Raw genomic sequence first — 19,635 nt, forward strand, 5'->3', positions numbered from 1 at the left:
GGGGCTGGATTTAGACTAAAGGAACAGTGCTCTGACAATAAAGAAATGACCAATAAAATAACAGGCGCTGACAAGCCCTTTAGACGCTGAAAATGAGAAGCGGAAGCGGTTGATTAGCCATACTGAGTAAGCAATCACTAACAATAATGAGCCAATCATCACTGATAAGTTGTAATCATTACTTAAGTAGAAGAATTTTTCACCCGCAATCCAAAACATAGCAAATGCGGCTAGTAAAGTTAAAGAAGCTGGAATGGCTAATTTATCGAGCTTAGTCCAAACAATGGCTAGAATGATGATAAAAGCAAGAATCACGAATCCAAGTAAAGGAAGATAGAAAGAGAGTTGGAGTGGTAATAAAAAACTCACCATATAAAGTATGTAACTTAGAAAAACTAAGGCAAGAGAAGGTAGTAAATACTTACCATCAAACATTCTTAAAATATCAGAAAGCAAAGTCGCTAATAATGCACCTACAATTAGGTAACTATTAATATTGTGCTCGGGAACTTGCCATGCCCAAAGTAATAAAAGCAGTAGCGTGATAGGACGGAATAGCCATCGTTGCCAATTAGGACCTCGATATGCGGCATCTATATAAAGCCATCCGGAGAATAATACGGCGAGAAAAGGCCAACTCATAATATCTTCCTTATATTCAGAACTGTTTCATTATTCATAACAGAAAGATTAATTTAAGAATAGCGGTTAATGACGAAACTGATGGACTTATTAAAATAATATAAAGCACACTGTTTTTTAATCCATATAACGATAGGAATTAATGTAATGAATAAAGCGGCTATTTTAGGAATTGCGGTACTGGTGATTATTATAGCGTCAGCAACTTATCGTTTCTTCGAACAAAGAAAACAGCGGATAAGTGACGATAATTCACCTGTTATACTCTATATGGTTGAAGTCATTGACAAAAAAGAAGTTGCAGCAAATGAACGGCGTTCAAGAGAAAATGATGTAAATGGCCCAGAAACAATACATTATTATCAAGTGACCTTTCGTTTAACCACTGATGATCGTAAAGACTTAGTGTTAAGAATGGATAAATCAGCTTATCAAGATATTGAACCTGAAATGAAAGGGCGTTTGTTTATGCAGGGCAGTCGTTTTGTAAAGTTTGAAACCGATATGCCAAGTGATGAGCTAAATAATAAATAAGATGGAATATTTATTATTTGGCAACCTCTGGGGTTGATTATCGACCCCAGATAATTGCGAGGATATAACAATATTTACGGCTGTGGTTTAGTTTTATTCTTCTGTTTTTCTTCGTATTCTTTGCGTAATTCTTTTTGTATTTTTAACAGCTCAAAGATCCCGAAGAAGAAAATACGAAATTGTAATGCCGTTGAGGGTTTTTGATCTTTAGGTTGTCCTGCTTTATACATAACAATTTGTAATCCATGCATAATCACCATAAAAATCAATGCAATATCCATAAAATATTTTAGAGGCTTAGGAAATGGGGAAATAATATTTAAAAACAGAAAGCCCCAAACACCGACCATTAAAAATCGGCCAAAAAAGATTAACATAGCAGCTCCATAAAAAATTAAGCAGATAAACTGCGAATATAAAGACGATACGCGACTTGCCCTGCGATCTTCTCTCTATGTAATGTCCAATGAGTCGGAATTGTATAAGTCTGTGCTTTAACTTCTTCCTCAATATAAATATAGCAATCTTGCGCTAACCAACCGTTATTTTCTAATAATTGGATAGTGTCTGACAACATGCCTTTATGAAAAGGAGGATCTAAAAAAACGACATTATAAGGCGAACCTTGTTTAGCAAGATATGACAATGCACTGTCTTGAATGACATGCCCATTCTCGGCATTAAGTAAGGTTAAATTTGCGGTAATTTGTTGGGCAACTGCACGTTCATATTCGATAAACGTGGTTTCAAGAGCATAGCGAGAAAGGGCTTCAATGCCTAAACCACCGCTTCCTGCAAAACAGTCAAGGCAACGGGCATTTTGGATAACGGGCATTAGCCAATTAAAGAGCGTTTCTTTTACTCTATCCGTTGTTGGTCGTAATCCTTGGCTATCGAGAACCGGAAGTTTACGACCACGCCATTTTCCCCCAATTATTCTGATTTGTCCCATTGGGGCTTTTTGTGGTTTTTTGGCCATATTATTTTGATTTATATCGTTTAAACGTGAGTTTTGGAGTGTCTTTTGGAATAAGGAATTCGTGTCTGTTGTTATCTCGATGACTTCCCTTGATTTAATCCGGAATAATTTACCATAAAATTCGTATAAAAGATGCGTTTATCCATGATCAAATGATAGACTTCATTATTATTTTCAATATCGTCAATGTAATCGCGCCATGATTTAGTGCGAGGAGTTTAGTAGCTAATGGCAAAAGAAAAAAAAGGTTTTTTCTCGTGGCTCGGTTTTGGGCGTAACAAAGAAGAAAATATTGAGCAAGAGAAAGAACAGCAACGCTTAGAAGAAGAGCGTTTAGAACAAGAACGTTTGGCAAAAGAAGCCCAAGAAGATGCGGCTCGCCAAGCGCAATTACAAGCAGAGCAAGAACGTTTAGAAGCAGAGCGCCAAGAAGCGCAACGTGTTGTGCAAGATAGATTGGCACAAGAGGCTGAAAAACAACGTTTAGAGCAAGAACAAGCCCAGCGACAAGCAGAAATAGATGCAGAGCAAGCGCGTTTAGAGGCAGAACATGCAGAACAAGCTCGTTTAGCTCAAGAAGCACAAGCCCAACGTCTTGCGCAAGAAGAAGCTCAGCGTCAAGCTGAACTTAAAGCGGAGCAAGAACGTTTAGAAGCGCAACGCCAAGAAGCGGAGCGTGCAGAACAAGAACGTTTAGCTCAAGAAGCCGAAGCCCAACGTCTTGCGCAAGAAGAAGCTCAGCGTCAAGCTGAACTTCAAGCGGAGCAAGAACGTTTAGAAGCGCAACGCCAAGAAGCGGAGCGTGCAGAACAAGAACGTTTAGCTCAAGAAGCACAAGCCCAACGCCTTGCGCAAGAAGAAGCTCAGCGTCAAGCTGAACTTCAAGCGGAACAAGAACGTTTAGAAGCAGAGCGCCAAGAGGCGGAGCGTGCAGAACAAGAACGTTTAGCTCAAGAAGCCGAAGCCCAACGCCTTGCGCAAGAAGAAGCTCAGCGCCAAGCTGAACTTAAAGCGGAGCAAGAACGTGTAGAAGCAGAGCGCCTAGAGCAAGAACGCTTGGCTCAAGAAGCCGAAGCCCAACGCCTTGCGCAAGAAGAAGCTCAGCGCCAAGCTGAACTTAAAGCGGAGCAAGAACGTTTAGAAGTAGAGCGCCTAGAGCAAGAACGCTTGGCTCAAGAGGCCGAAGCTCAACGTTTAGCGCAAGAAGAGGAAAACGAACGTCTCGCTATTGCGCAAGCAGAAGCTGAAGATATTGAATCTTTACGCGAAGAAGTGCTGGCAGATAAAGTTGTTGAACAAGAGAAACCTAAAAAAGAAGGTTTCTTTAGCCGACTGAAAAAAGGCTTACTGAAAACTCGCCAAAACTTAGGTTCAGGATTCCTTGGTCTATTTCGTGGTAAGAAAATTGATGATGAGCTGTTTGAAGAGTTAGAAGAGCAACTCTTAATTGCTGATGTGGGCATGGAAACCACAACTAAAATCATCACTAGTCTGACTAAACACGCTACTCATAAAGATCTTAAAGATGCTGAAGCCCTTTACGGTAAATTACGTGAAGAGATGGGCGATATTTTAAGTAAAGTTGATAAACCATTAAATATTGAAGGTAAAAAACCTTTTGTTATTTTAATGGTTGGTGTTAACGGTGTTGGTAAAACAACCACAATCGGAAAATTAGCGCGACAATACCAAGCTGAAGGTAAATCTGTCATGTTAGCTGCGGGTGATACATTCCGTGCGGCAGCGGTTGAACAGTTACAAGTTTGGGGTGAGCGTAATAATATCCCTGTTGTGGCACAACATACTGGCGCTGATCCTGCATCTGTTATTTTTGATGCAATTCAATCAGCCCAAGCAAAAGGTGTCGATGTTCTTATTGCTGATACCGCAGGACGATTGCAGAATAAATCCCATTTAATGGAAGAGCTGAAAAAAATCGTTCGTGTTATGAAGAAATTAGACGAAGAAGCACCACATGAGGTGATGCTGACGTTAGATGCAAGTACCGGACAAAATGCAGTTAGTCAGGCAAAACTCTTTAATGAAACAGTTGGGCTAACTGGATTAACATTGACTAAACTCGATGGTACAGCAAAAGGGGGAGTTATCTTCTCCATTGCTGATCAGTTTAGTATTCCTATCCGTTATATTGGGGTAGGTGAAGGTATTGAAGATCTACGTCCGTTTAAGGCCGACGATTTTATTGAGGCTCTGTTTGCCCGCGAGGAGTAGTTTTAATGATCCGCTTCGAACACGTCAGCAAGGCTTATTTAGGTGGAAGACAAGCATTACAGGGGGTTGATTTTCATCTTCGTCCTGGTGAAATGGCTTTTTTAACGGGTCATTCTGGCGCCGGTAAAAGTACATTGCTTAAGTTAATTTGTGGAATAGAACGCCCAAGTGATGGTGCTATTTGGTTTGCTGGTCACGATATCAGTAGACTCAAAAATAGTGAGATCCCTTTTCTTCGCCGTCAAATTGGGATGATCTTCCAAGATCACCACTTATTGATGGATAGAACGGTTTATGACAACGTTTCTCTTCCCCTGATTATTGCTGGCGCGAGTGAAGAGGATATTCGGCGAAGAGTTTCCGCCGCTTTAGATAAAGTGGGGCTATTGGATAAAGCTAAAAATTATCCTATTCAACTCTCTGGTGGTGAACAACAGCGTGTCGGTATTGCGCGCGCTGTTGTGAATAAGCCGACTGTTTTGCTCGCAGATGAACCAACAGGTAACCTTGATGGCGAGCTTTCAGAAGGTATCATGCGCCTTTTTGAAGAGTTCAACCGTGTTGGCGTAACCGTGTTAATGGCGACGCACGATATGTCGCTGATAGAACGTAGAAATTATCGCATTCTTACATTAGGGCAAGGCAGAATGGTGGGAGGGCAAAATGGCTAAAGCAAAAAGTTCCCGTAAATCAATGCCAACGCCGGGTGCAAAAACCAAGGCGCTAAAAGGGGGAAGACGCGAACAGTGGCGTTATGCATGGCGTAACACGATGGCAGATTTTTTACGCCAACCGCTCTCCTCTTTTTTAACGGTAATGGTTGTCGCGATATCTCTTACCTTGCCTAGCATCTTTTATATTGTATGGAAGAATGTCTCAACAGCGGCAGAACAATGGTATCCAACACCACAATTAACTGTTTATCTCGATAAATCTCTTGATGATTCATTAGCTGAAGCCACAATCAAAAAAATTGAAGCCTTAGAAAAAGTCGAAGGTGTTAACTACCTTTCGCGACAAGATTCGCTGGTGGAATTTCGTTCTTGGGCTGGCTTTAGTAGTGCGTTAGATATGTTAGAAGAAAATCCATTACCTGCGGTGGCGATTGTGACACCCGTTATGGAGCCTAGCGATCAACAATTAATGGTAAATCTGCGTGATACAGTAGCGAAAATACCTGGTGTTGATGAAGTCAGAATGGATGATAGCTGGTTTTCTCGGCTTTCAACGTTAACGTCATTAGTCGGGCAAATCGCCTTGGTGATTGGTACATTGATGGTTGTTGCTTTGTTACTGGTGATTGGTAACAGTGTACGCCTCAATATTTTCAGTCGCCGTGACACCATTAATGTGATGAAACTTATTGGTGCAACTGACGGCTTTATTATGCGTCCATTCCTTAATTGGGGATTAATACTTGGCTTTATTGGTGCCGTATTTGCCTTAATTTTTTCAGCTTTACTGGTGTGGAAGCTCTCTGATGTGGTGACTCAAGCTGCGACCGTGTTTGGAACTTCATTTTCTATTTCAGGATTAGGTTTTGATGAATCTATCATTCTTATTCTTGTTGCTATGACAATTGGTTGGCTTGCTGCATGGTTGACGACAATGCAACATTTACGTCAATTCACACCGGAATAATCAATTAGAGTGTTTTTATACTTATCCTCTAAATAATGAGAAGATATTTTTTATCAGGCTGGGTTACGTTAATATCGTCACCCAGCCATTTTATCAACGCCCCGTCTCTGGCATAATAATGCGCGCACTCTTTTCTACGATAAGGCAACAGCCATATTTGCTTCAGTGATAGAAAAGTACAAAGATATGTAAACATAGATGCGAGATGAACCTTTAGCCTTTATGCTGGTCAAATAGTCGTTATGATAAAAACACATCGTAAAAAACCTTAACTGACTTCCTATTTAAGCTATATTTAGAAGGCTCATCTACTTTCCCTTACAGCATTAATTTTAATTATTTATTTGATTTTTATGAGGATTTGAATGACAAAAGAAATGCAATCCTTAGCATTGGTTCCGCAAGGCAGCATCGAAGCGTATATACGTGCAGCCAATTCCTATCCGATGTTAACCGCAGAGGAAGAAAAGGAACTCGCTGAACGGCTGCATTACGATGGTGACTTGGATGCGGCAAGAACGCTTATCCTTTCACATCTGCGCTTCGTTATTCATGTTGCTCGCAGCTATTCAGGTTATGGCTTACCACAAGCTGATCTTATCCAAGAAGGTAATATTGGTCTGATGAAAGCGGTTCGTCGTTTTAACCCAGAAGTGGGTGTTCGACTGGTCTCTTTTGCTGTGCATTGGATCAAAGCTGAAATTCACGAATATGTGCTACGTAACTGGCGTATCGTGAAAGTGGCGACTACAAAATCACAACGTAAACTGTTTTTTAATCTGCGAAAAAATAAAAAGCGTTTAGGTTGGTTTAATCAAGATGAAGTGGAACTTGTTGCAAGAGAATTAGGCGTATCAGAAAGTGATGTCCGAGAAATGGAATCACGAATGTCAGCACAAGATATGGCATTTGATATGACTGCTGATGATAGTGATGATTCACATCCTATCGCCCCTGTACTCTTCTTAGAAGATAAATCTTCTGACTTTGCCGATGGCATCGAAGAAGATAACTGGGATAATCATGCAACGGATAAACTAACGTCAGCAATTGAAACCCTTGATGAACGTAGCCAAGATATTATTCGTGCTCGTTGGTTAGATGATGATAACAAATCGACATTGCAAGACTTGGCGACAAAATACGGTGTTTCTGCTGAACGTGTTCGCCAATTAGAAAAAAATGCGATGAAGAAATTGCGTTTAGCGATTGAAGATTAATCACATTTCAGACCAAGCACACTCTCTCATAAAGTAGAGTATGTTATAAAAGCGATATGAAAATATCGCTTTTTTATTGCTTGGAGAAAAGAATGTGAAAATAGTTATCGCCCCTGATTCTTTTAAAGAAAGTTTAAGTGCGAAAGATGTTGCGCTGGCAATAAAACAGGGATTTTCACGTTATTTACCCGATGCACAATATTGCTGTATTCCTATGGCGGATGGCGGCGAAGGAACGGTGACATCGCTGGTGGATGCAACGCAAGGCCGTTTTATATCGACACCAGTGTGTTCGCCCTTAGGTAAACAAGTAACTGCAACTTGGGGACTTTTAGGGGATAACACCACTGCCGTGATTGAAATGGCACAAGCTTCAGGTCTTCATCTTATTCCTTCATCTCAACGCAATCCCAATTTAACGACCAGTTATGGTACGGGTGAATTAATTAATGCTGCACTTGAAATGGGCGTTAAAAAAATCATATTGGGATTAGGCGGAAGTGCCACAAATGACGCGGGTGCAGGAATGATGCAAGCGCTTGGTCTAGGTCTTAAAGATAAGTTTGGTACATCTCTGCCGTTTGGGGGACTTGCCTTAACACAACTTCACTCTATCGATATTACAGCCCTTAATCCTAAACTAAAAAATGTTGAAATTGAGATTGCCTGTGATGTAACAAATCCGTTGTGTGGAGAAAGAGGGGCATCCGCTATTTTTGGTCCTCAAAAAGGGGCGACTAAAGACGATATTACGCAACTTGATAACGCATTACATCATTTTGGTACTTATCTTGAGAAAATGACGCAACGTAGTCTTATCAATGTTGTAGGAAGTGGTGCTGCAGGTGGATTGGCTTTGCCTTTGCTTGCATTTACGCAAGCAACACTTTCTCAAGGTGTTGAATTGGTGGCTAATGCTGTTGAATTAGAAAAACAGTTAATTGATGCGGACTTGGTAATAACCGGTGAAGGTCGAATGGATAGCCAATCGGCACAAGGTAAAACCCCAACGGGCGTAGCCTTGCTCGCAAAAAAATACCATCTTCCTGTCATTGCTTTGGTTGGTGGTTATTTACCTGATTATGATGTAGTTCATCAGCAGGGTATTGATGCTGTTTTCTCTATTGTGCCGGGTGTTTCTACACTGGCTGATGCACTTCATAATGCGCAAAAGAATTTGAGTGAGACGGCTTATAATGTGGCTAGACTTTACTCGTCATACTTCAAGTTGTAGCGTTGTTGACTACACTCACTCGCACTAGTCACATACTTATGTATGCTCCTAGCGACTCGTTCATTTGTCGCCTAGCTACACCTTGAATTATTTAGAGTAATAACATTGTTAAATATTTAGAGTAATAACATTGTCAAATATTTAGGGTAATAGTTTAGGGTAAAAATATTGTGATTGTTTAAGGTAAGAACATGTAGATATCACGTCTGCCGGTAATCTTGTATTTTTAGTGTAATGACATTGACATTACACCTATGTATACTTAGAAAAATATGCAATAAATTGGGGGGTTAATATGCCAACTCAAAATGATGTGCCTGCAACACGTTCATCACTGAACCTGAGAATAAAACCGGAAGATAAAATCCTGATCGACCGCGCAGCGAATGCTGTGGGAAAAAACCGTACTGAATTTATCCTTGAAGCCGCTCGGCGTGCTGCTGAAGAAACACTGGCGGATCTGCGAGTGATTAACGTCAGCCCTGAGGTATACCAGAAGTTTATTAACCAGCTTGATGCCACGCCCGTTAGCAATGAGGCATTGAAGAAAACGATGATGTCTAAATCCCCTTGGGAGAAATGACATTGAAACTGACTGCACCTGAACCTCTCAAAACCAGCCATTTGCTGGAAGGCTTTTCCTCCGGTGAAGAGGCCTTAGATCTCTGGCTAAAAAACAGGGCGATGAGTAATCAAAACTCTGGAGCATCGCGTACTTTTGTGACCACTTCGGATAATCAGGTAATGGGATATTATGCCTTATCCACAGGAGTCATAAGCACGAATCAAGCTGTTGGTCGATTCCGCCGTAATATGCCCACCGACATTCCAGTCATTCTTCTCGGCAGACTAGCAGTGGATACAAGAGCAAAAGGGCTTGGGATTGGAAGAGGGCTGGTCAAAGATGCCTGTCATCGTGTTATTCAGGCTTCTGGGCTGGTGGGCATTCGAGGAGTAGTAGTCCATGCTCTAACTGATGATGCTAAGCGGTTCTATGAGCATATTGGTTTCGTCCCTTCACCGCTTGACCCCATGATGCTGATGGTAACGCTTGCCGATCTGCAACTCGCAATGGGTATTCACTCAAACTGATCAAGCCCAGAGTGAAGTGACTCGATAAAGTTGGACACTTTTAGTTAGCGATACATTCATTTGTCGCCTAGCTACACCTTAAATTATTTAAAGTAAGAACACTGTCAAATAGTTAGGGTATAAATATGAGCTTGTGGTGATGCACTAAATTGATGATGCATTAAAAATGCATGAGCAATATCATACCCGCTTTCTTCCGCTGATAAGCTTATTGCCTGCCAATGGTGAATATCAGGATAGGCAGATAAGCATTGTGTCAGTAAATAATGTCCAACACCGCGACGGCGTGTTACTTCTCTAACCATAAAATCAGTAATAACCGCTTTTTTATCCGATAATTTTACCCAGCAAGCGGCTAACAATCGTTCGTTAAATCTTGCCACAAAGAGTACGTTCTCGTTGTTGATCGCGTTTTTTAGGGCTGATTGATAACGTGCATCTTGCCAAATTTTGCCTAAATCAATACGGTCTTGTTCAGAGGGCTGTGTCAGTTTTTCAATGGTCAGTTTCATTAAATATCCTGTTGATTTGCAGTTTGTTTTTTTTCTTTTAATGAAGACATTAAGGTCTTAATGGTGAAACACAATGCCAAACTCGTTAAGATCACACAAGAATAAAAGACATATTCATAATTATTGTCAGTCACAAAATAGACTGAAATCATAGGTCCCGCAGCCATTCCACAATAACGAATAAAGTTATAAATCCCCATTGCCGTTGCTCTCATCGAGCTAAAATAACTTGTCAATAATGTCGTGTGCGTTGGCATGGTTAAACCTAAAGAAAACCCATATAACACGGTTAAACCAAGCATTATCGGTAGTGAGATTTGCCAAAATAGTGCAAATAACATCAACATAATCAAATTGATACAAGAGGTGAATATCACTCCATATTCAACACTAAATAGATGGCAAACTTTACGATAGAAATAGCTACCTAAAATAAGTGCAATCGACATTGGTACATATAATCCACCAATTTCAGTACTGTTTAGCTGATAGAGATGAAAGGCAATCAAGGGTAAAAATACCAAGAGGCAAAAATAGTTATAAAACACCATAAAACTTATTACAAAAACGGATTTACCCGCAGGTGCAGTGAGCACTTGTTGCATTGCAGATAAGCTTTTAAAGGGATCTTTTTGCTCAGGACGTGTTTCTGGTAAATAAAAGAGATGGGTAATAAGCAATATGACACCTATAACCGCCAAGAAAATAAAGATGCCTTGATATTGGTAGTGTTGCGCTAAATATCCCCCTAATAAAGGACCACAAGCCGGCGCTAGCGCTAATAGCATTTGATACGATCCCATTGCTTTAGCACGATCGTTTCCTTGATAAAGATCGCCAAGAATAGTGGCGGCAACCACAGGGATAGCGGCGATACCTATAGCTTGGATCACACGCCAAAAAATTAATAAATTTATAGAATCAGACCAAACACAACCCAATGCACCCACAATAGAAACGGCTAATCCACTGAGTAAAATCGGTTTTCTTCCCCATTTATCAATCAATGAACCATAAAATAGTTGCATAACAGCCATCGCAAAAGTAAATGCAGATACCGTTAAATTAACCAATGATAACGTGGTATTAAATTGCTGCTGGACCAAGGGAAGTACAGGAGTATAGATATTTTGTGCCAAAGAGCCTAATAGTGCGCTAAAGCAAATAAGATAAAACAGACTGCGGATTGATAATTTCATTATATTGCCTCTCATTATCTATTTTGTTTCTATGGAAACAAAATAGATAATAGCGATATTTTGATTGTTGTAAATACTTTTGGTACTATTTTATAAAATATTTTTTCCAAGGAAACAAAATGGCAAAAGAGAGTGTAACAACACAAGATTTACTAAAAGGGTTAAGTGATTTTTTGCATCTTAAAGATGAGCGCACAGATAGCAGCCATAAAAAAGTATTAGAAGAGAATGGGTTAGATAATTATTCACTTACTGAACTGCATGTGATCCATTGTATTGGTGAAGAGAGTATGAGAAATCTCACAACCATCAGTGAATATATGTCTATGACACGAGGGGCTGTCTCAAAAATTTGTAGTCGTCTACAAAAGAAAGGAGCTATTGAAAAAATAAAGTTAGCAGATAATCAAAAAGAAATATTTTTTATCTTAACTGCTGAGGGAGAGCGTCTTTTTCATGCTCATGAGGTGTTACATCAACAATCTCAAGCCAAATGGTCTGCGCTATTTGAGCAATATGATCAGCAAGAAAAGCAGGCGATTAAACGCTTTTTTACCGATGTTGTGGATAGTTTTCGTCGGCCGTAATAAATAAACCTGAAAAGAAAACCCCCATACCATGAGATATAGGGGCAAGATAATTATTTCTTATCTTCAGCGATGCGATTACGCATGTTATCCGCACGCTCTTTTGATGGTGGGTGAGAAGAGAACATACTTGATTCTCCGCCACCTAATTTAGCGAGCTTATCAAAAGCTGTGACTAAACCGGCAGTATTCACACCGCGTTTTTTCAGCAGATCGTAAGAGAAATTATCAGCTTCTGATTCTTGATGTTGAGAGAACTGGGCGTTAATTAATTTTTGACCCATTTCTGCTAATTGAGAGCTACTTAATTGTGCCGCTACACCACCTGCTGATGCCGCTGCTGTACGTGCAGCAACTGTTGCGTGAGCAACTTGGATTGCTTTACGAGTATGACCTAAGGCAACGTGACCCATTTCATGACCTAAAACGCCTTCTACTTCGTTATCTGTCATCAGATCCATTAAGCCACTGTAAACACGCACACAACCGTTAGCCATTGCCCATGCATTCACTTCTTTATCCATATAAACTTTATAGTTTACAGGTGTACCATTAACTTCATTACCTAATGCTTTAGCGATGTTATTTAAGCGTTTGGTGTAGTTGCTATTTGCAGGAGCAACTTTATTTTGTGCATCCATTTCTTTACAAGCATCATTCGTTAACGCTTTGATATCGTCATCACTTAATGTCGCTGCTTGGAAAAGTTGAGTTCCTGATTTGGTCAGCATATCCGTATTCATGTTTTGGCAACCAGAAAGTAGCGCTGCTGATACCATCACCGTAGCAAGTAATTTAATTTTCATTTTTAATTAAGTCCTTTTCTGCTTTGCAGTTTATATAATTGCAGATCAATTTCGAGCAGAAGAATAACAGCGCTTATCTATCGGTGCAATATAAGCATTTTATGTGAGAAATATTATCTCAATATATATTCTTCGGTTTTCAGTAGAATTGAATTATTTTTTATCTCCTTAATAGAAAATAAAAAATGAATTAATAATTTTAACTTCTTTAAATTTAAGAGAATTAATTGATAAGTTAAACTTGGAAAGGTAAGTTTTCTTGATATAAATATTATATACATCATTTAATTGTACTTACTTTAAGAGTGAGTGATCTTGTTTTTAATTTATTTGGAATAATATAAAAGCAACAGTCTGTTTAGATATGGTTTTTATTTGTTTAATTCTGACAAATTTTATATTTTTAATATTTATTGCTTAATGGTAAATAAATAGCGACGTTTAAAACATCGCTATTCAGATTAAACCGAAAATGAATCAAGGGATATCAGCGCGTTATGACACCATTAATTCACTGATGAGCATAAAAGGGCGATTAATACGCTTCCCTGATTGTTGATTAAAGAAATGAAGATTTTCTGGGTGAATGGTAAGACCTATTCTATTACCAACTTTCACACCATGATCGTTTGGTGCACGAATAACGAGAGGTTGTTTCTGTTTATCGCAAGTAGTGGCATAAATCAAAACATCTGCACCAAGTGCTTCAATAAATTCCACATCGACATGAAAAAGAGGATGTTGATGACTAATAATCAAATGTTCAGGACGTAAACCCAATTTAATGGCTTGATAAGAAAAATGCTGAGATGAAACGGCAATATGCCCATCAGCGACTTCAATCACACCATGATTAATCGGAGTATCTAAGATATTCATTGCTGGCGAGCCCATAAACGTAGCTACAAACACGGAGGCTGGGCTTTCATAAATATCTAACGGTGTGCCTACTTGCTCTATATTTCCTTGATTTAAAACCACCAGCTTATCGGCTAATGTCATCGCTTCCACTTGATCGTGTGTTACATAAATAGAGGTTGTGGAGAGTTTTCGCTGTAATTTTTTGATCTCCAGACGCATCTGCACCCGTAATTTAGCATCAAGGTTAGATAGAGGTTCATCAAATAAAAAGACTTTAGGATCACGAATGATGGCTCTTCCCATTGCGACACGTTGGCGTTGCCCACCTGAAAGCTCTTTAGGTTTTCTATTAAGCAAATGACTGATTTCTAGCATTTTGGCGGCATTGGTAACGAGTTCTTCAATTTTTGCTTTGGGTGTTTTTCGATTACGTAAACCATATGCCATATTGTTATAGACCGACATATGAGGGTAAAGAGCATAGTTTTGAAACACCATGGCGATATCACGTTCACTAGGTTCATGCTCATTAACCCGTAAATTATCAATAAATAAATCACCTTGTGTAATGGTTTCTAACCCTGCAATCATTCGCAGTAAAGTCGATTTACCACAACCACTTGGGCCGACTAACACCACCATTTCACCTTGCTCAATAGAAAGATTTAATTTTGAAATAGCTTGGTGACCATTTGGATAACACTTTTCTAAATTTGTGAGAGTGACGGTTGTCATGTTATTTCTCCGTATCAATAAAGCCTTTTACAAAGGCTCTTTGCATCAAAATGACAATAAGGACGGGAGGCAACATTGCAATTAACGTAGTTGCCATGATCTTATTCCACTCAACAACACCATCAGAAACCGCAACCATCTGTTTAATGCCCATGACAATGGTGTAGTAGTGAGTATCGGTTGTGATCAACATCGGCCAAAGATATTGGTTCCAGCCATAAATAAAAGTGATAACAAATAAGGCGGCAATATTGGTGCGAGAAAGAGGAAGTAAGATAGTGAAAAAGAATTTAATAGGGCCTGCTCCATCAATTTTAGCGGCTTCAATTAATTCAGGAGTGATAGTAAGAAAAAATTGGCGGAATAAAAAAGTGGCTGTGGCGCTGGCAATTAATGGAATGGTTAAACCTGCATAAGAGTTCAACATATTGAGATTAGTGACAACCTCAAATGTAGGCATAATGCGAACTTCAACAGGTAGCATTAACGTAAAAAAGATAGTCCAAAAGGCGAGCATTCTCCCCGGAAAACGAAAAAAAACGACGGCGTATGCCGATAAAATCGAGATTGTTAATTTCCCTATGGTGATAACTAACGCCATAATCAATGAATTCAATAACATGCTGTTAATTGAGATGGTGCTATTTTGTGTGGTTCCTGCCTGTGAAAATATCGATTTAAAAATATTGAAGCCTTCAGTGCCGAACCAAAGAGGAGAGCCAGTAGCAAATTCAGTGTTTTGATGTGTTGTTGCCACAAGTGCAATCCAGACAGGGAATGCAACAGAGAGAATGCCGACAATAAGAATAAAGTGGCAAAAAGCATGAAATAAAGGTCTATGTTCAACCATCAGTAAGCCACCTTTTTCTCAACATAGCGAAATTGAATAATGGTTAAGATCGCGACAATAAACATCAAAATAACGGATTGTGCGGCAGAAGAGCCTAAATCTAATCCCACAAAACCATCGTTATAAACCTTATAAACCAGTGTTGATGTGCTACTTCCGGGACCACCTTGCGTCATCGCGTGAATAATGGCGAAAGTATCAAAGAAGGCATAAGCAAAATTAACCACGAGTAAGAAAAAGGTGGTAGGAGAAATTAAAGGAAAACTGATCGTTATAAAGCGCTTAATCGGACCACTACCATCGATAGCGGCTGCTTCTAAAAGCGATTTGGGTACAGACTGTAAGGCAGCAAGAAAAAACAGAAAGTTATAGCTTATTTGTTTCCATGTCGCCGTTAAAATCACCATCCACATAGCATGATGTGTATTCAGTACCGGATCCCAATTAATGCCTATTTTCTTTAATTGCTGGCTTAATACGCCAATTGTGGGATCAAGCATAAATAACCAAAGAAAGCCTGCAATAACTGGCGCAATGGCATAAGGTGAAATTAAAATGGTGCGATAAAAAAGTTTACCTCGCAAAATTTGTTCGGCAATGCCAGCCAAAACCAGCGCTGATAACATAGATAAAAAGACAACGCTGGTACTGAAAATAAGCGTCGTGATCAAACTATCAAAATAATAACGATTGCTAAAAAGCCGCTGAAAATTTTCAAAGCCAACAAATTCTCGACTCAATCCAAATGCATCTTCTAATTGAAATGACTGAAAAAAAGCTTGCCCAGCTGGCCAAATAAAAAAGATAAGTGTGATAGCTAATTGAGGAAAAATCAGCGCTAGAGGTAACCATTTTTGTTTGAAATAAATGGATTGAGAAGCCATACAATATCCAGTAAATCGATAAAAACAGAAGGCGAGCTATTTTGCTCGCCTAATACAAGTGACTATTGTTGAGTACGTTCAAAACGGCGTAACTGCTCATTCCCACGTGTAACCGCATTATCTAACGCAACTTGAGCACTCTGTTTTCCTGACCATACTTTCTCTAACTCTTCATCAACGATTTCTCGAGTTTGTAGGAAATTACCAAAGCGTAATCCTTTTGAGTTTGCAGTAGGCTCTGAGGTTGTCATTTGTAATATTGCAGTGTCAGCCCCCGGATTTTGCTGATAAAAACCCTGTTGCTGTGTTAATGCATAAGCCGCTTTAGTAACTGGCAAATAACCCGTTGCTTGGTGCCAATCGGCTTGAACTTCAGGACTTGAAAGATAGGTGAAAAATTTGGCAACACCGTTATATTCGGCATCTGGTCGCCCAGACATAACCCATAATGATGCCCCGCCAATAATGGTATTTGCTGGTTTTTGTACAAGAGTATCGTCGTAAGGCAATTGGCTAACGCCAATATCAAGACCTTTCATGTTCTCTTTAATACCCGCAAAGCCCGCGGATGATTCCATCACCATGGCACACTCTTGGGTATAAAATAGAGGCATTGCATCTGATTGGCGTCCGCCATATTTGAAAATACCGGATTTCGACCAATCTGCCATTTGTTGAATATGCGCGACGAAAGGTGCCTTATTAAATAAGAAGGTGGTATCAAAACCATCGAAACCGTTATTTTTTGTCGCTATAGGTAAATTATTGCGTGCGCCAAAGTTTTCGATTTGTGTCCACGATTGCCATGTAGTGGTAAATCCACATTTAACACCAGAATCGAGCAGCTTTTGAGACACAGTTTCCATCTCTTTCCATGTCTTTGGTGGTTGTTCTATGCCTGCTTTTTTAAAGAGTGTTTTGTTGTAGTAAAGCACCGGAGTCGAACTATTAAATGGCAACGACATCATTTTGCCGTCGCTGGTGGTGTAATAACCCGTGACAGTTGATAAATAACTATTAGGATCAAAAGGCTCGTTAGTTTTTTCCATTAATTGATAAACAGGAAAAACAGCTTTTTTAGCCCCCATCATACTGGCTGTACCCACTTCAAATACTTGCACGATAGCGGGTTGGTTTTTAGCACGAAATGAAGCCACAGCACTGGTCATCGTTTCAGCGTAAGTGCCTTTATAAACAGGTTTTATCTCATATTCAGATTGACTGGCGTTAAAATCAGAGGCAATTTGATTGACTTTCTGACCAAGCGCGCCTCCCATTGCATGCCACCATTCAATTTGTGTTTTTGCGTGTGTAGGAGAAGTAAATAACGCCATCGCAACAGCAAGACCTGTTATTGATTTTATCGACATGCAGAATTTCCTTTTTAATCGAAAGTTAAAGGTGCAATCTAATCTGCGAATTACCCTAGATGTTATTTATGACAAAAGGGTGACAATTAAATGAAGATATATTGATGGCATGACTGTCAAATTGCTGTCATAAATGGTTGTCATGATGTCGGCACAAATGAAAAGGAGAGAGAAATGAAGATAGCTGCTCACCGAGGTTTTTCTGGAAAAGCCCCTGAAAATACACTGGCTGCGTTTAAAATGGCGATTGATTTCGGATGCGAATGGATTGAAACGGATGTGCAATTAACCGCGGATCATGTTCCTGTGCTTATTCATGATAAAACAGTTAATCGTTGCACGAATGGGCAAGGTGCTGTGCGTTTTCATACCTTAGACGATTTACATCGCCTTGATGCAGGAAGTTGGTTTAGTTCACTCTATCAAGGTGAGAAAATTCCTTCTTTAAGACAAGGATTGCAGCTCATTAAGCGTTCAGGAACAAAGCTTAATATTGAGCTGAAAACGTGGCCCGATGATGATGTTGAGCGTTTATGTTTAGCGGTTTCTGACATGATAAAAAGTGCAGATATTCCGAATGAGCAAATTCTATTTTCTTCTTTTGATACACATGCACTTATTATTATGAAACGATATTTGCCTTTTATTCGTAGAGGGCAATTATGGGATGAGATCCCTGATAATGCGCTAGAAACGCTAAAAGCAATTGATGGTTTTAGCGTGCATTGTAATTACAAGTACCTTACGCAAGAACAAGCGCAATGGTTAAAACAAGCAGGCTATGAAATTTATTGTTATACCCCGAATGATCCTGAAGAGGTGAAAGATTTTGAGCAATGGGGTGTTGATATGCTAATTACTGATATGCCTGATGTTTATCAACCGGATGTTTATCAAATAGCAAAATGAAAAAGTACTAACTATCCCGCTTATTTGTACTGAATAAGGCGTTATTGATGTGTTTGATGACGCCTCTCATCTCCTTTCTTCCTTATTCCATTTACAGAAATTAAATAAGAGGATCGTTGAGTAATAGGTGTTTTATTTACATTCTCTGCTATTATCCTGCGCAATTAATGAATAGATATTGTTCAACATAATAATGTTTATCTCATTAAAAATAAAAATGGGGAAAATGGTTAGCGAATATGGCGACCTTATCAACCCAACCTCTAAGAGTAGAGGCGTGTTATTTCTACTTTAATTGCCAATAATATAATTGAGAGTGAAATATGAAAGAACTCGTTGTTGTTGCCATAGGAGGCAACAGTATTATTAAAGACAATGCTAGCCAGTCTATCGCTCATCAAGAACAAGCAGTACAAGAGGTTGCAGCCCATATTAGTGATATGGTGGCTGAAGGGTATAATATTGTTTTAACACATGGTAATGGGCCACAAGTAGGGCTTGATTTACGTCGCGCTGAAGTGGCGCATGTGCAAGAAGGTTTACCGTTAACACCATTAGCTAATTGTGTTGCAGATACACAAGGCGGTATTGGTTATTTAATACAACAAGCGTTAACGAATAAGCTTCGTGTTCAACAAAATAAACAAGCGATCACCCTTATTACACAAGTTGAAGTCGATAAAAACGATCCAAATTTTGTTTCTCCAACAAAACCTATTGGTGCATTTTTCTCAGAACAAGAGATGGTGCAATTAAAGCAAGAAAATCCTCAATGGCATTTTGTTGAAGACTCAGGTCGTGGTTATCGCCGTGTTGTTGCCTCTCCAATTCCACAACATGTTATTGAATCTAAGGCAATTAAATCACTATCAGAATGTGGCTATGTTGTGATTGCGGTAGGCGGTGGCGGTATTCCAGTTATCAAAAATGAACATGGCAATTACCAAAGTGTTGATGCAGTTATTGATAAAGATCTGTCATCGACATTGCTCGCAAAAGAATTACATGCAGATATTCTTATTATCACAACGGGTGTTGAAAAAGTCTGTATTCATTTCGGTAAACCAGAACAAAAGGCATTAGGTGAAACGTCGGTTGAAGAAATGAAACAATATATGCATGAAGGGCATTTCCCTCCGGGAAGTATGCTTCCTAAAATTGAAGCTAGTCTCTCATTTTTAGCTGCTGGTGGAAAAAGAGTGATTATCACAACGCCAGAAAAATTGGCTTCAGCCTTAAAAGGTGAAACTGGAACGCATATCGTTGCTTAATTATCTCCATCAGTAATATTCGATTATCTCTTTAATAAGCGCCTTATCTGTAAAAAGTAAGGCGCTTATTTTATATG

21 protein-coding genes are annotated in these 19,635 nt (G+C 39.4%); 11 read left to right on the plus strand and 10 right to left on the minus strand.

What is annotated here, in order from left to right; translation table 11 throughout:
• Positions 1-15: 15 nt before the first annotated feature.
• The gene (locus tag D7029_RS02450; RefSeq protein WP_194951748.1) at positions 16-642 is read right to left on the minus strand and encodes a lysoplasmalogenase; all 627 of its coding nucleotides are present in this window, start codon (positions 640-642) and stop codon (positions 16-18) included.
• Positions 643-789: 147 nt separating this feature from the next.
• On the opposite strand from D7029_RS02450, the gene D7029_RS02455 reads away from it, so the two are divergent.
• On the plus strand, positions 790-1,176 hold the full coding sequence (locus tag D7029_RS02455) for a DUF2500 domain-containing protein (protein WP_194951749.1): 387 nt from the start codon (positions 790-792) through the stop codon (positions 1,174-1,176).
• 74 nt (positions 1,177-1,250) lie between these two features.
• On the opposite strand, the gene D7029_RS02460 is transcribed toward D7029_RS02455, so the two are convergent.
• Positions 1,251-1,553: a DUF1145 family protein gene (locus tag D7029_RS02460; protein WP_075672964.1), complete on the minus strand. Its 303-nt coding sequence runs from the start codon at positions 1,551-1,553 to the stop codon at positions 1,251-1,253.
• Positions 1,554-1,570: 17 nt separating this feature from the next.
• Positions 1,571-2,155, minus strand: coding sequence for a 16S rRNA (guanine(966)-N(2))-methyltransferase (gene rsmD / locus D7029_RS02465; RefSeq protein WP_194951750.1), 585 nt, complete (start codon positions 2,153-2,155; stop codon positions 1,571-1,573).
• A 228-nt stretch (positions 2,156-2,383) separates the two neighbouring features.
• On the opposite strand from rsmD, the gene ftsY reads away from it, so the two are divergent.
• From ftsY to D7029_RS02500, 7 genes are all read left to right on the plus strand, one after another.
• Positions 2,384-4,387 carry a signal recognition particle-docking protein FtsY gene (gene ftsY, locus D7029_RS02470; protein WP_194951751.1) on the plus strand — a complete coding sequence of 668 codons (2,004 nt, stop codon included), beginning with the start codon at positions 2,384-2,386 and terminating at the stop codon, positions 4,385-4,387.
• Positions 4,388-4,392: 5 nt separating this feature from the next.
• Positions 4,393-5,058, plus strand: coding sequence for a cell division ATP-binding protein FtsE (ftsE, locus tag D7029_RS02475; RefSeq protein ID WP_023583735.1), 666 nt, complete (start codon positions 4,393-4,395; stop codon positions 5,056-5,058).
• A complete protein-coding gene (ftsX, locus tag D7029_RS02480) occupies positions 5,051-6,028 on the plus strand; it encodes a permease-like cell division protein FtsX (RefSeq protein ID WP_194951752.1) in 978 nt (325 codons plus the stop codon). Before ftsE ends, ftsX begins: the two co-directional genes overlap by 8 nt.
• 365 nt (positions 6,029-6,393) lie before the next feature.
• Positions 6,394-7,248, plus strand: a complete 855-nt coding sequence (rpoH, locus tag D7029_RS02485) for an RNA polymerase sigma factor RpoH (RefSeq protein WP_023583733.1) — start codon at positions 6,394-6,396, stop codon at positions 7,246-7,248.
• A gap of 94 nt (positions 7,249-7,342) precedes the next feature.
• Positions 7,343-8,482 (plus strand): glycerate kinase, encoded by a 1,140-nt coding sequence (locus D7029_RS02490; RefSeq protein ID WP_194951753.1) that lies wholly within the window; start codon positions 7,343-7,345, stop codon positions 8,480-8,482.
• A gap of 295 nt (positions 8,483-8,777) precedes the next feature.
• Positions 8,778-9,065: a DUF1778 domain-containing protein gene (locus D7029_RS02495; protein WP_194951754.1), complete on the plus strand. Its 288-nt coding sequence runs from the start codon at positions 8,778-8,780 to the stop codon at positions 9,063-9,065.
• A gap of 2 nt (positions 9,066-9,067) precedes the next feature.
• Positions 9,068-9,574, plus strand: a complete 507-nt coding sequence (locus D7029_RS02500) for a GNAT family N-acetyltransferase (protein WP_412178895.1) — start codon at positions 9,068-9,070, stop codon at positions 9,572-9,574.
• A gap of 104 nt (positions 9,575-9,678) precedes the next feature.
• On the opposite strand, the gene panM is transcribed toward D7029_RS02500, so the two are convergent.
• Positions 9,679-10,086, minus strand: a complete 408-nt coding sequence (panM, locus tag D7029_RS02505; RefSeq protein WP_194951756.1) for an aspartate 1-decarboxylase autocleavage activator PanM — start codon at positions 10,084-10,086, stop codon at positions 9,679-9,681.
• The gene (locus D7029_RS02510) at positions 10,086-11,285 is read right to left on the minus strand and encodes an MFS transporter (protein WP_194951757.1); all 1,200 of its coding nucleotides are present in this window, start codon (positions 11,283-11,285) and stop codon (positions 10,086-10,088) included. The genes panM and D7029_RS02510 overlap by 1 nt, the downstream gene beginning before the upstream one ends.
• A gap of 119 nt (positions 11,286-11,404) precedes the next feature.
• Between D7029_RS02510 and D7029_RS02515 the strand changes: the two genes are divergently transcribed.
• Entirely contained in the window at positions 11,405-11,872 is a 468-nt protein-coding gene (locus D7029_RS02515) for a MarR family winged helix-turn-helix transcriptional regulator (protein ID WP_194951758.1), read from the plus strand.
• A 53-nt stretch (positions 11,873-11,925) separates the two neighbouring features.
• Here the strand turns inward: D7029_RS02515 and D7029_RS02520 are convergent, their stop codons facing one another.
• The 5 genes from D7029_RS02520 to ugpB form a co-directional block, all read right to left on the minus strand.
• Positions 11,926-12,678, minus strand: a complete 753-nt coding sequence (locus D7029_RS02520; RefSeq protein WP_088493840.1) for a M48 family metallopeptidase — start codon at positions 12,676-12,678, stop codon at positions 11,926-11,928.
• A 495-nt stretch (positions 12,679-13,173) separates the two neighbouring features.
• Positions 13,174-14,274 (minus strand): sn-glycerol-3-phosphate ABC transporter ATP-binding protein UgpC, encoded by a 1,101-nt coding sequence (gene ugpC / locus D7029_RS02525; RefSeq protein ID WP_194951759.1) that lies wholly within the window; start codon positions 14,272-14,274, stop codon positions 13,174-13,176.
• Between the two features lies 1 nt (position 14,275).
• The gene (gene ugpE, locus D7029_RS02530) at positions 14,276-15,124 is read right to left on the minus strand and encodes a sn-glycerol-3-phosphate ABC transporter permease UgpE (protein WP_194951760.1); all 849 of its coding nucleotides are present in this window, start codon (positions 15,122-15,124) and stop codon (positions 14,276-14,278) included.
• Positions 15,124-16,008, minus strand: a complete 885-nt coding sequence (ugpA, locus tag D7029_RS02535; protein WP_194951761.1) for a sn-glycerol-3-phosphate ABC transporter permease UgpA — start codon at positions 16,006-16,008, stop codon at positions 15,124-15,126. Before ugpA ends, ugpE begins: the two co-directional genes overlap by 1 nt.
• Positions 16,009-16,070: 62 nt before the next feature.
• The gene (ugpB, locus tag D7029_RS02540; protein ID WP_194951762.1) at positions 16,071-17,378 is read right to left on the minus strand and encodes a sn-glycerol-3-phosphate ABC transporter substrate-binding protein UgpB; all 1,308 of its coding nucleotides are present in this window, start codon (positions 17,376-17,378) and stop codon (positions 16,071-16,073) included.
• A 174-nt stretch (positions 17,379-17,552) separates the two neighbouring features.
• Between ugpB and D7029_RS02545 the strand changes: the two genes are divergently transcribed.
• Both D7029_RS02545 and D7029_RS02550 read left to right on the plus strand, forming a co-directional pair.
• Positions 17,553-18,287, plus strand: coding sequence for a glycerophosphodiester phosphodiesterase family protein (locus D7029_RS02545; protein ID WP_194951763.1), 735 nt, complete (start codon positions 17,553-17,555; stop codon positions 18,285-18,287).
• 323 nt (positions 18,288-18,610) lie between these two features.
• Positions 18,611-19,558: a carbamate kinase family protein gene (locus D7029_RS02550; RefSeq protein WP_194951764.1), complete on the plus strand. Its 948-nt coding sequence runs from the start codon at positions 18,611-18,613 to the stop codon at positions 19,556-19,558.
• Positions 19,559-19,635 lie beyond the last annotated feature (77 nt).

The organism is Proteus vulgaris, from assembly GCF_016647575.1.
GTDB lineage: Bacteria > Pseudomonadota > Gammaproteobacteria > Enterobacterales > Enterobacteriaceae > Proteus > Proteus mirabilis_B.

Coding starts and splice junctions, on each gene's coding strand:
- ugpE (WP_194951760.1), bottom strand. CDS start 15,124: ATGGTTGAACATAGACCTTTATTTCATGCTTTTTGCCACTTTATTCTT.
- D7029_RS02545 (WP_194951763.1), top strand. CDS start 17,553: ATGAAGATAGCTGCTCACCGAGGTTTTTCTGGAAAAGCCCCTGAAAAT.
- panM (WP_194951756.1), bottom strand. CDS start 10,086: ATGAAACTGACCATTGAAAAACTGACACAGCCCTCTGAACAAGACCGT.
- D7029_RS02495 (WP_194951754.1), top strand. CDS start 8,778: ATGCCAACTCAAAATGATGTGCCTGCAACACGTTCATCACTGAACCTG.
- D7029_RS02455 (WP_194951749.1), top strand. CDS start 790: ATGAATAAAGCGGCTATTTTAGGAATTGCGGTACTGGTGATTATTATA.
- rpoH (WP_023583733.1), top strand. CDS start 6,394: ATGACAAAAGAAATGCAATCCTTAGCATTGGTTCCGCAAGGCAGCATC.
- D7029_RS02450 (WP_194951748.1), bottom strand. CDS start 642: ATGAGTTGGCCTTTTCTCGCCGTATTATTCTCCGGATGGCTTTATATA.
- ugpB (WP_194951762.1), bottom strand. CDS start 17,378: ATGTCGATAAAATCAATAACAGGTCTTGCTGTTGCGATGGCGTTATTT.
- D7029_RS02520 (WP_088493840.1), bottom strand. CDS start 12,678: ATGAAAATTAAATTACTTGCTACGGTGATGGTATCAGCAGCGCTACTT.
- D7029_RS02550 (WP_194951764.1), top strand. CDS start 18,611: ATGAAAGAACTCGTTGTTGTTGCCATAGGAGGCAACAGTATTATTAAA.
- D7029_RS02515 (WP_194951758.1), top strand. CDS start 11,405: ATGGCAAAAGAGAGTGTAACAACACAAGATTTACTAAAAGGGTTAAGT.
- ugpA (WP_194951761.1), bottom strand. CDS start 16,008: ATGGCTTCTCAATCCATTTATTTCAAACAAAAATGGTTACCTCTAGCG.
- rsmD (WP_194951750.1), bottom strand. CDS start 2,155: ATGGCCAAAAAACCACAAAAAGCCCCAATGGGACAAATCAGAATAATT.
- D7029_RS02510 (WP_194951757.1), bottom strand. CDS start 11,285: ATGAAATTATCAATCCGCAGTCTGTTTTATCTTATTTGCTTTAGCGCA.
- ugpC (WP_194951759.1), bottom strand. CDS start 14,274: ATGACAACCGTCACTCTCACAAATTTAGAAAAGTGTTATCCAAATGGT.
- ftsE (WP_023583735.1), top strand. CDS start 4,393: ATGATCCGCTTCGAACACGTCAGCAAGGCTTATTTAGGTGGAAGACAA.
- ftsY (WP_194951751.1), top strand. CDS start 2,384: ATGGCAAAAGAAAAAAAAGGTTTTTTCTCGTGGCTCGGTTTTGGGCGT.
- ftsX (WP_194951752.1), top strand. CDS start 5,051: ATGGCTAAAGCAAAAAGTTCCCGTAAATCAATGCCAACGCCGGGTGCA.
- D7029_RS02460 (WP_075672964.1), bottom strand. CDS start 1,553: ATGTTAATCTTTTTTGGCCGATTTTTAATGGTCGGTGTTTGGGGCTTT.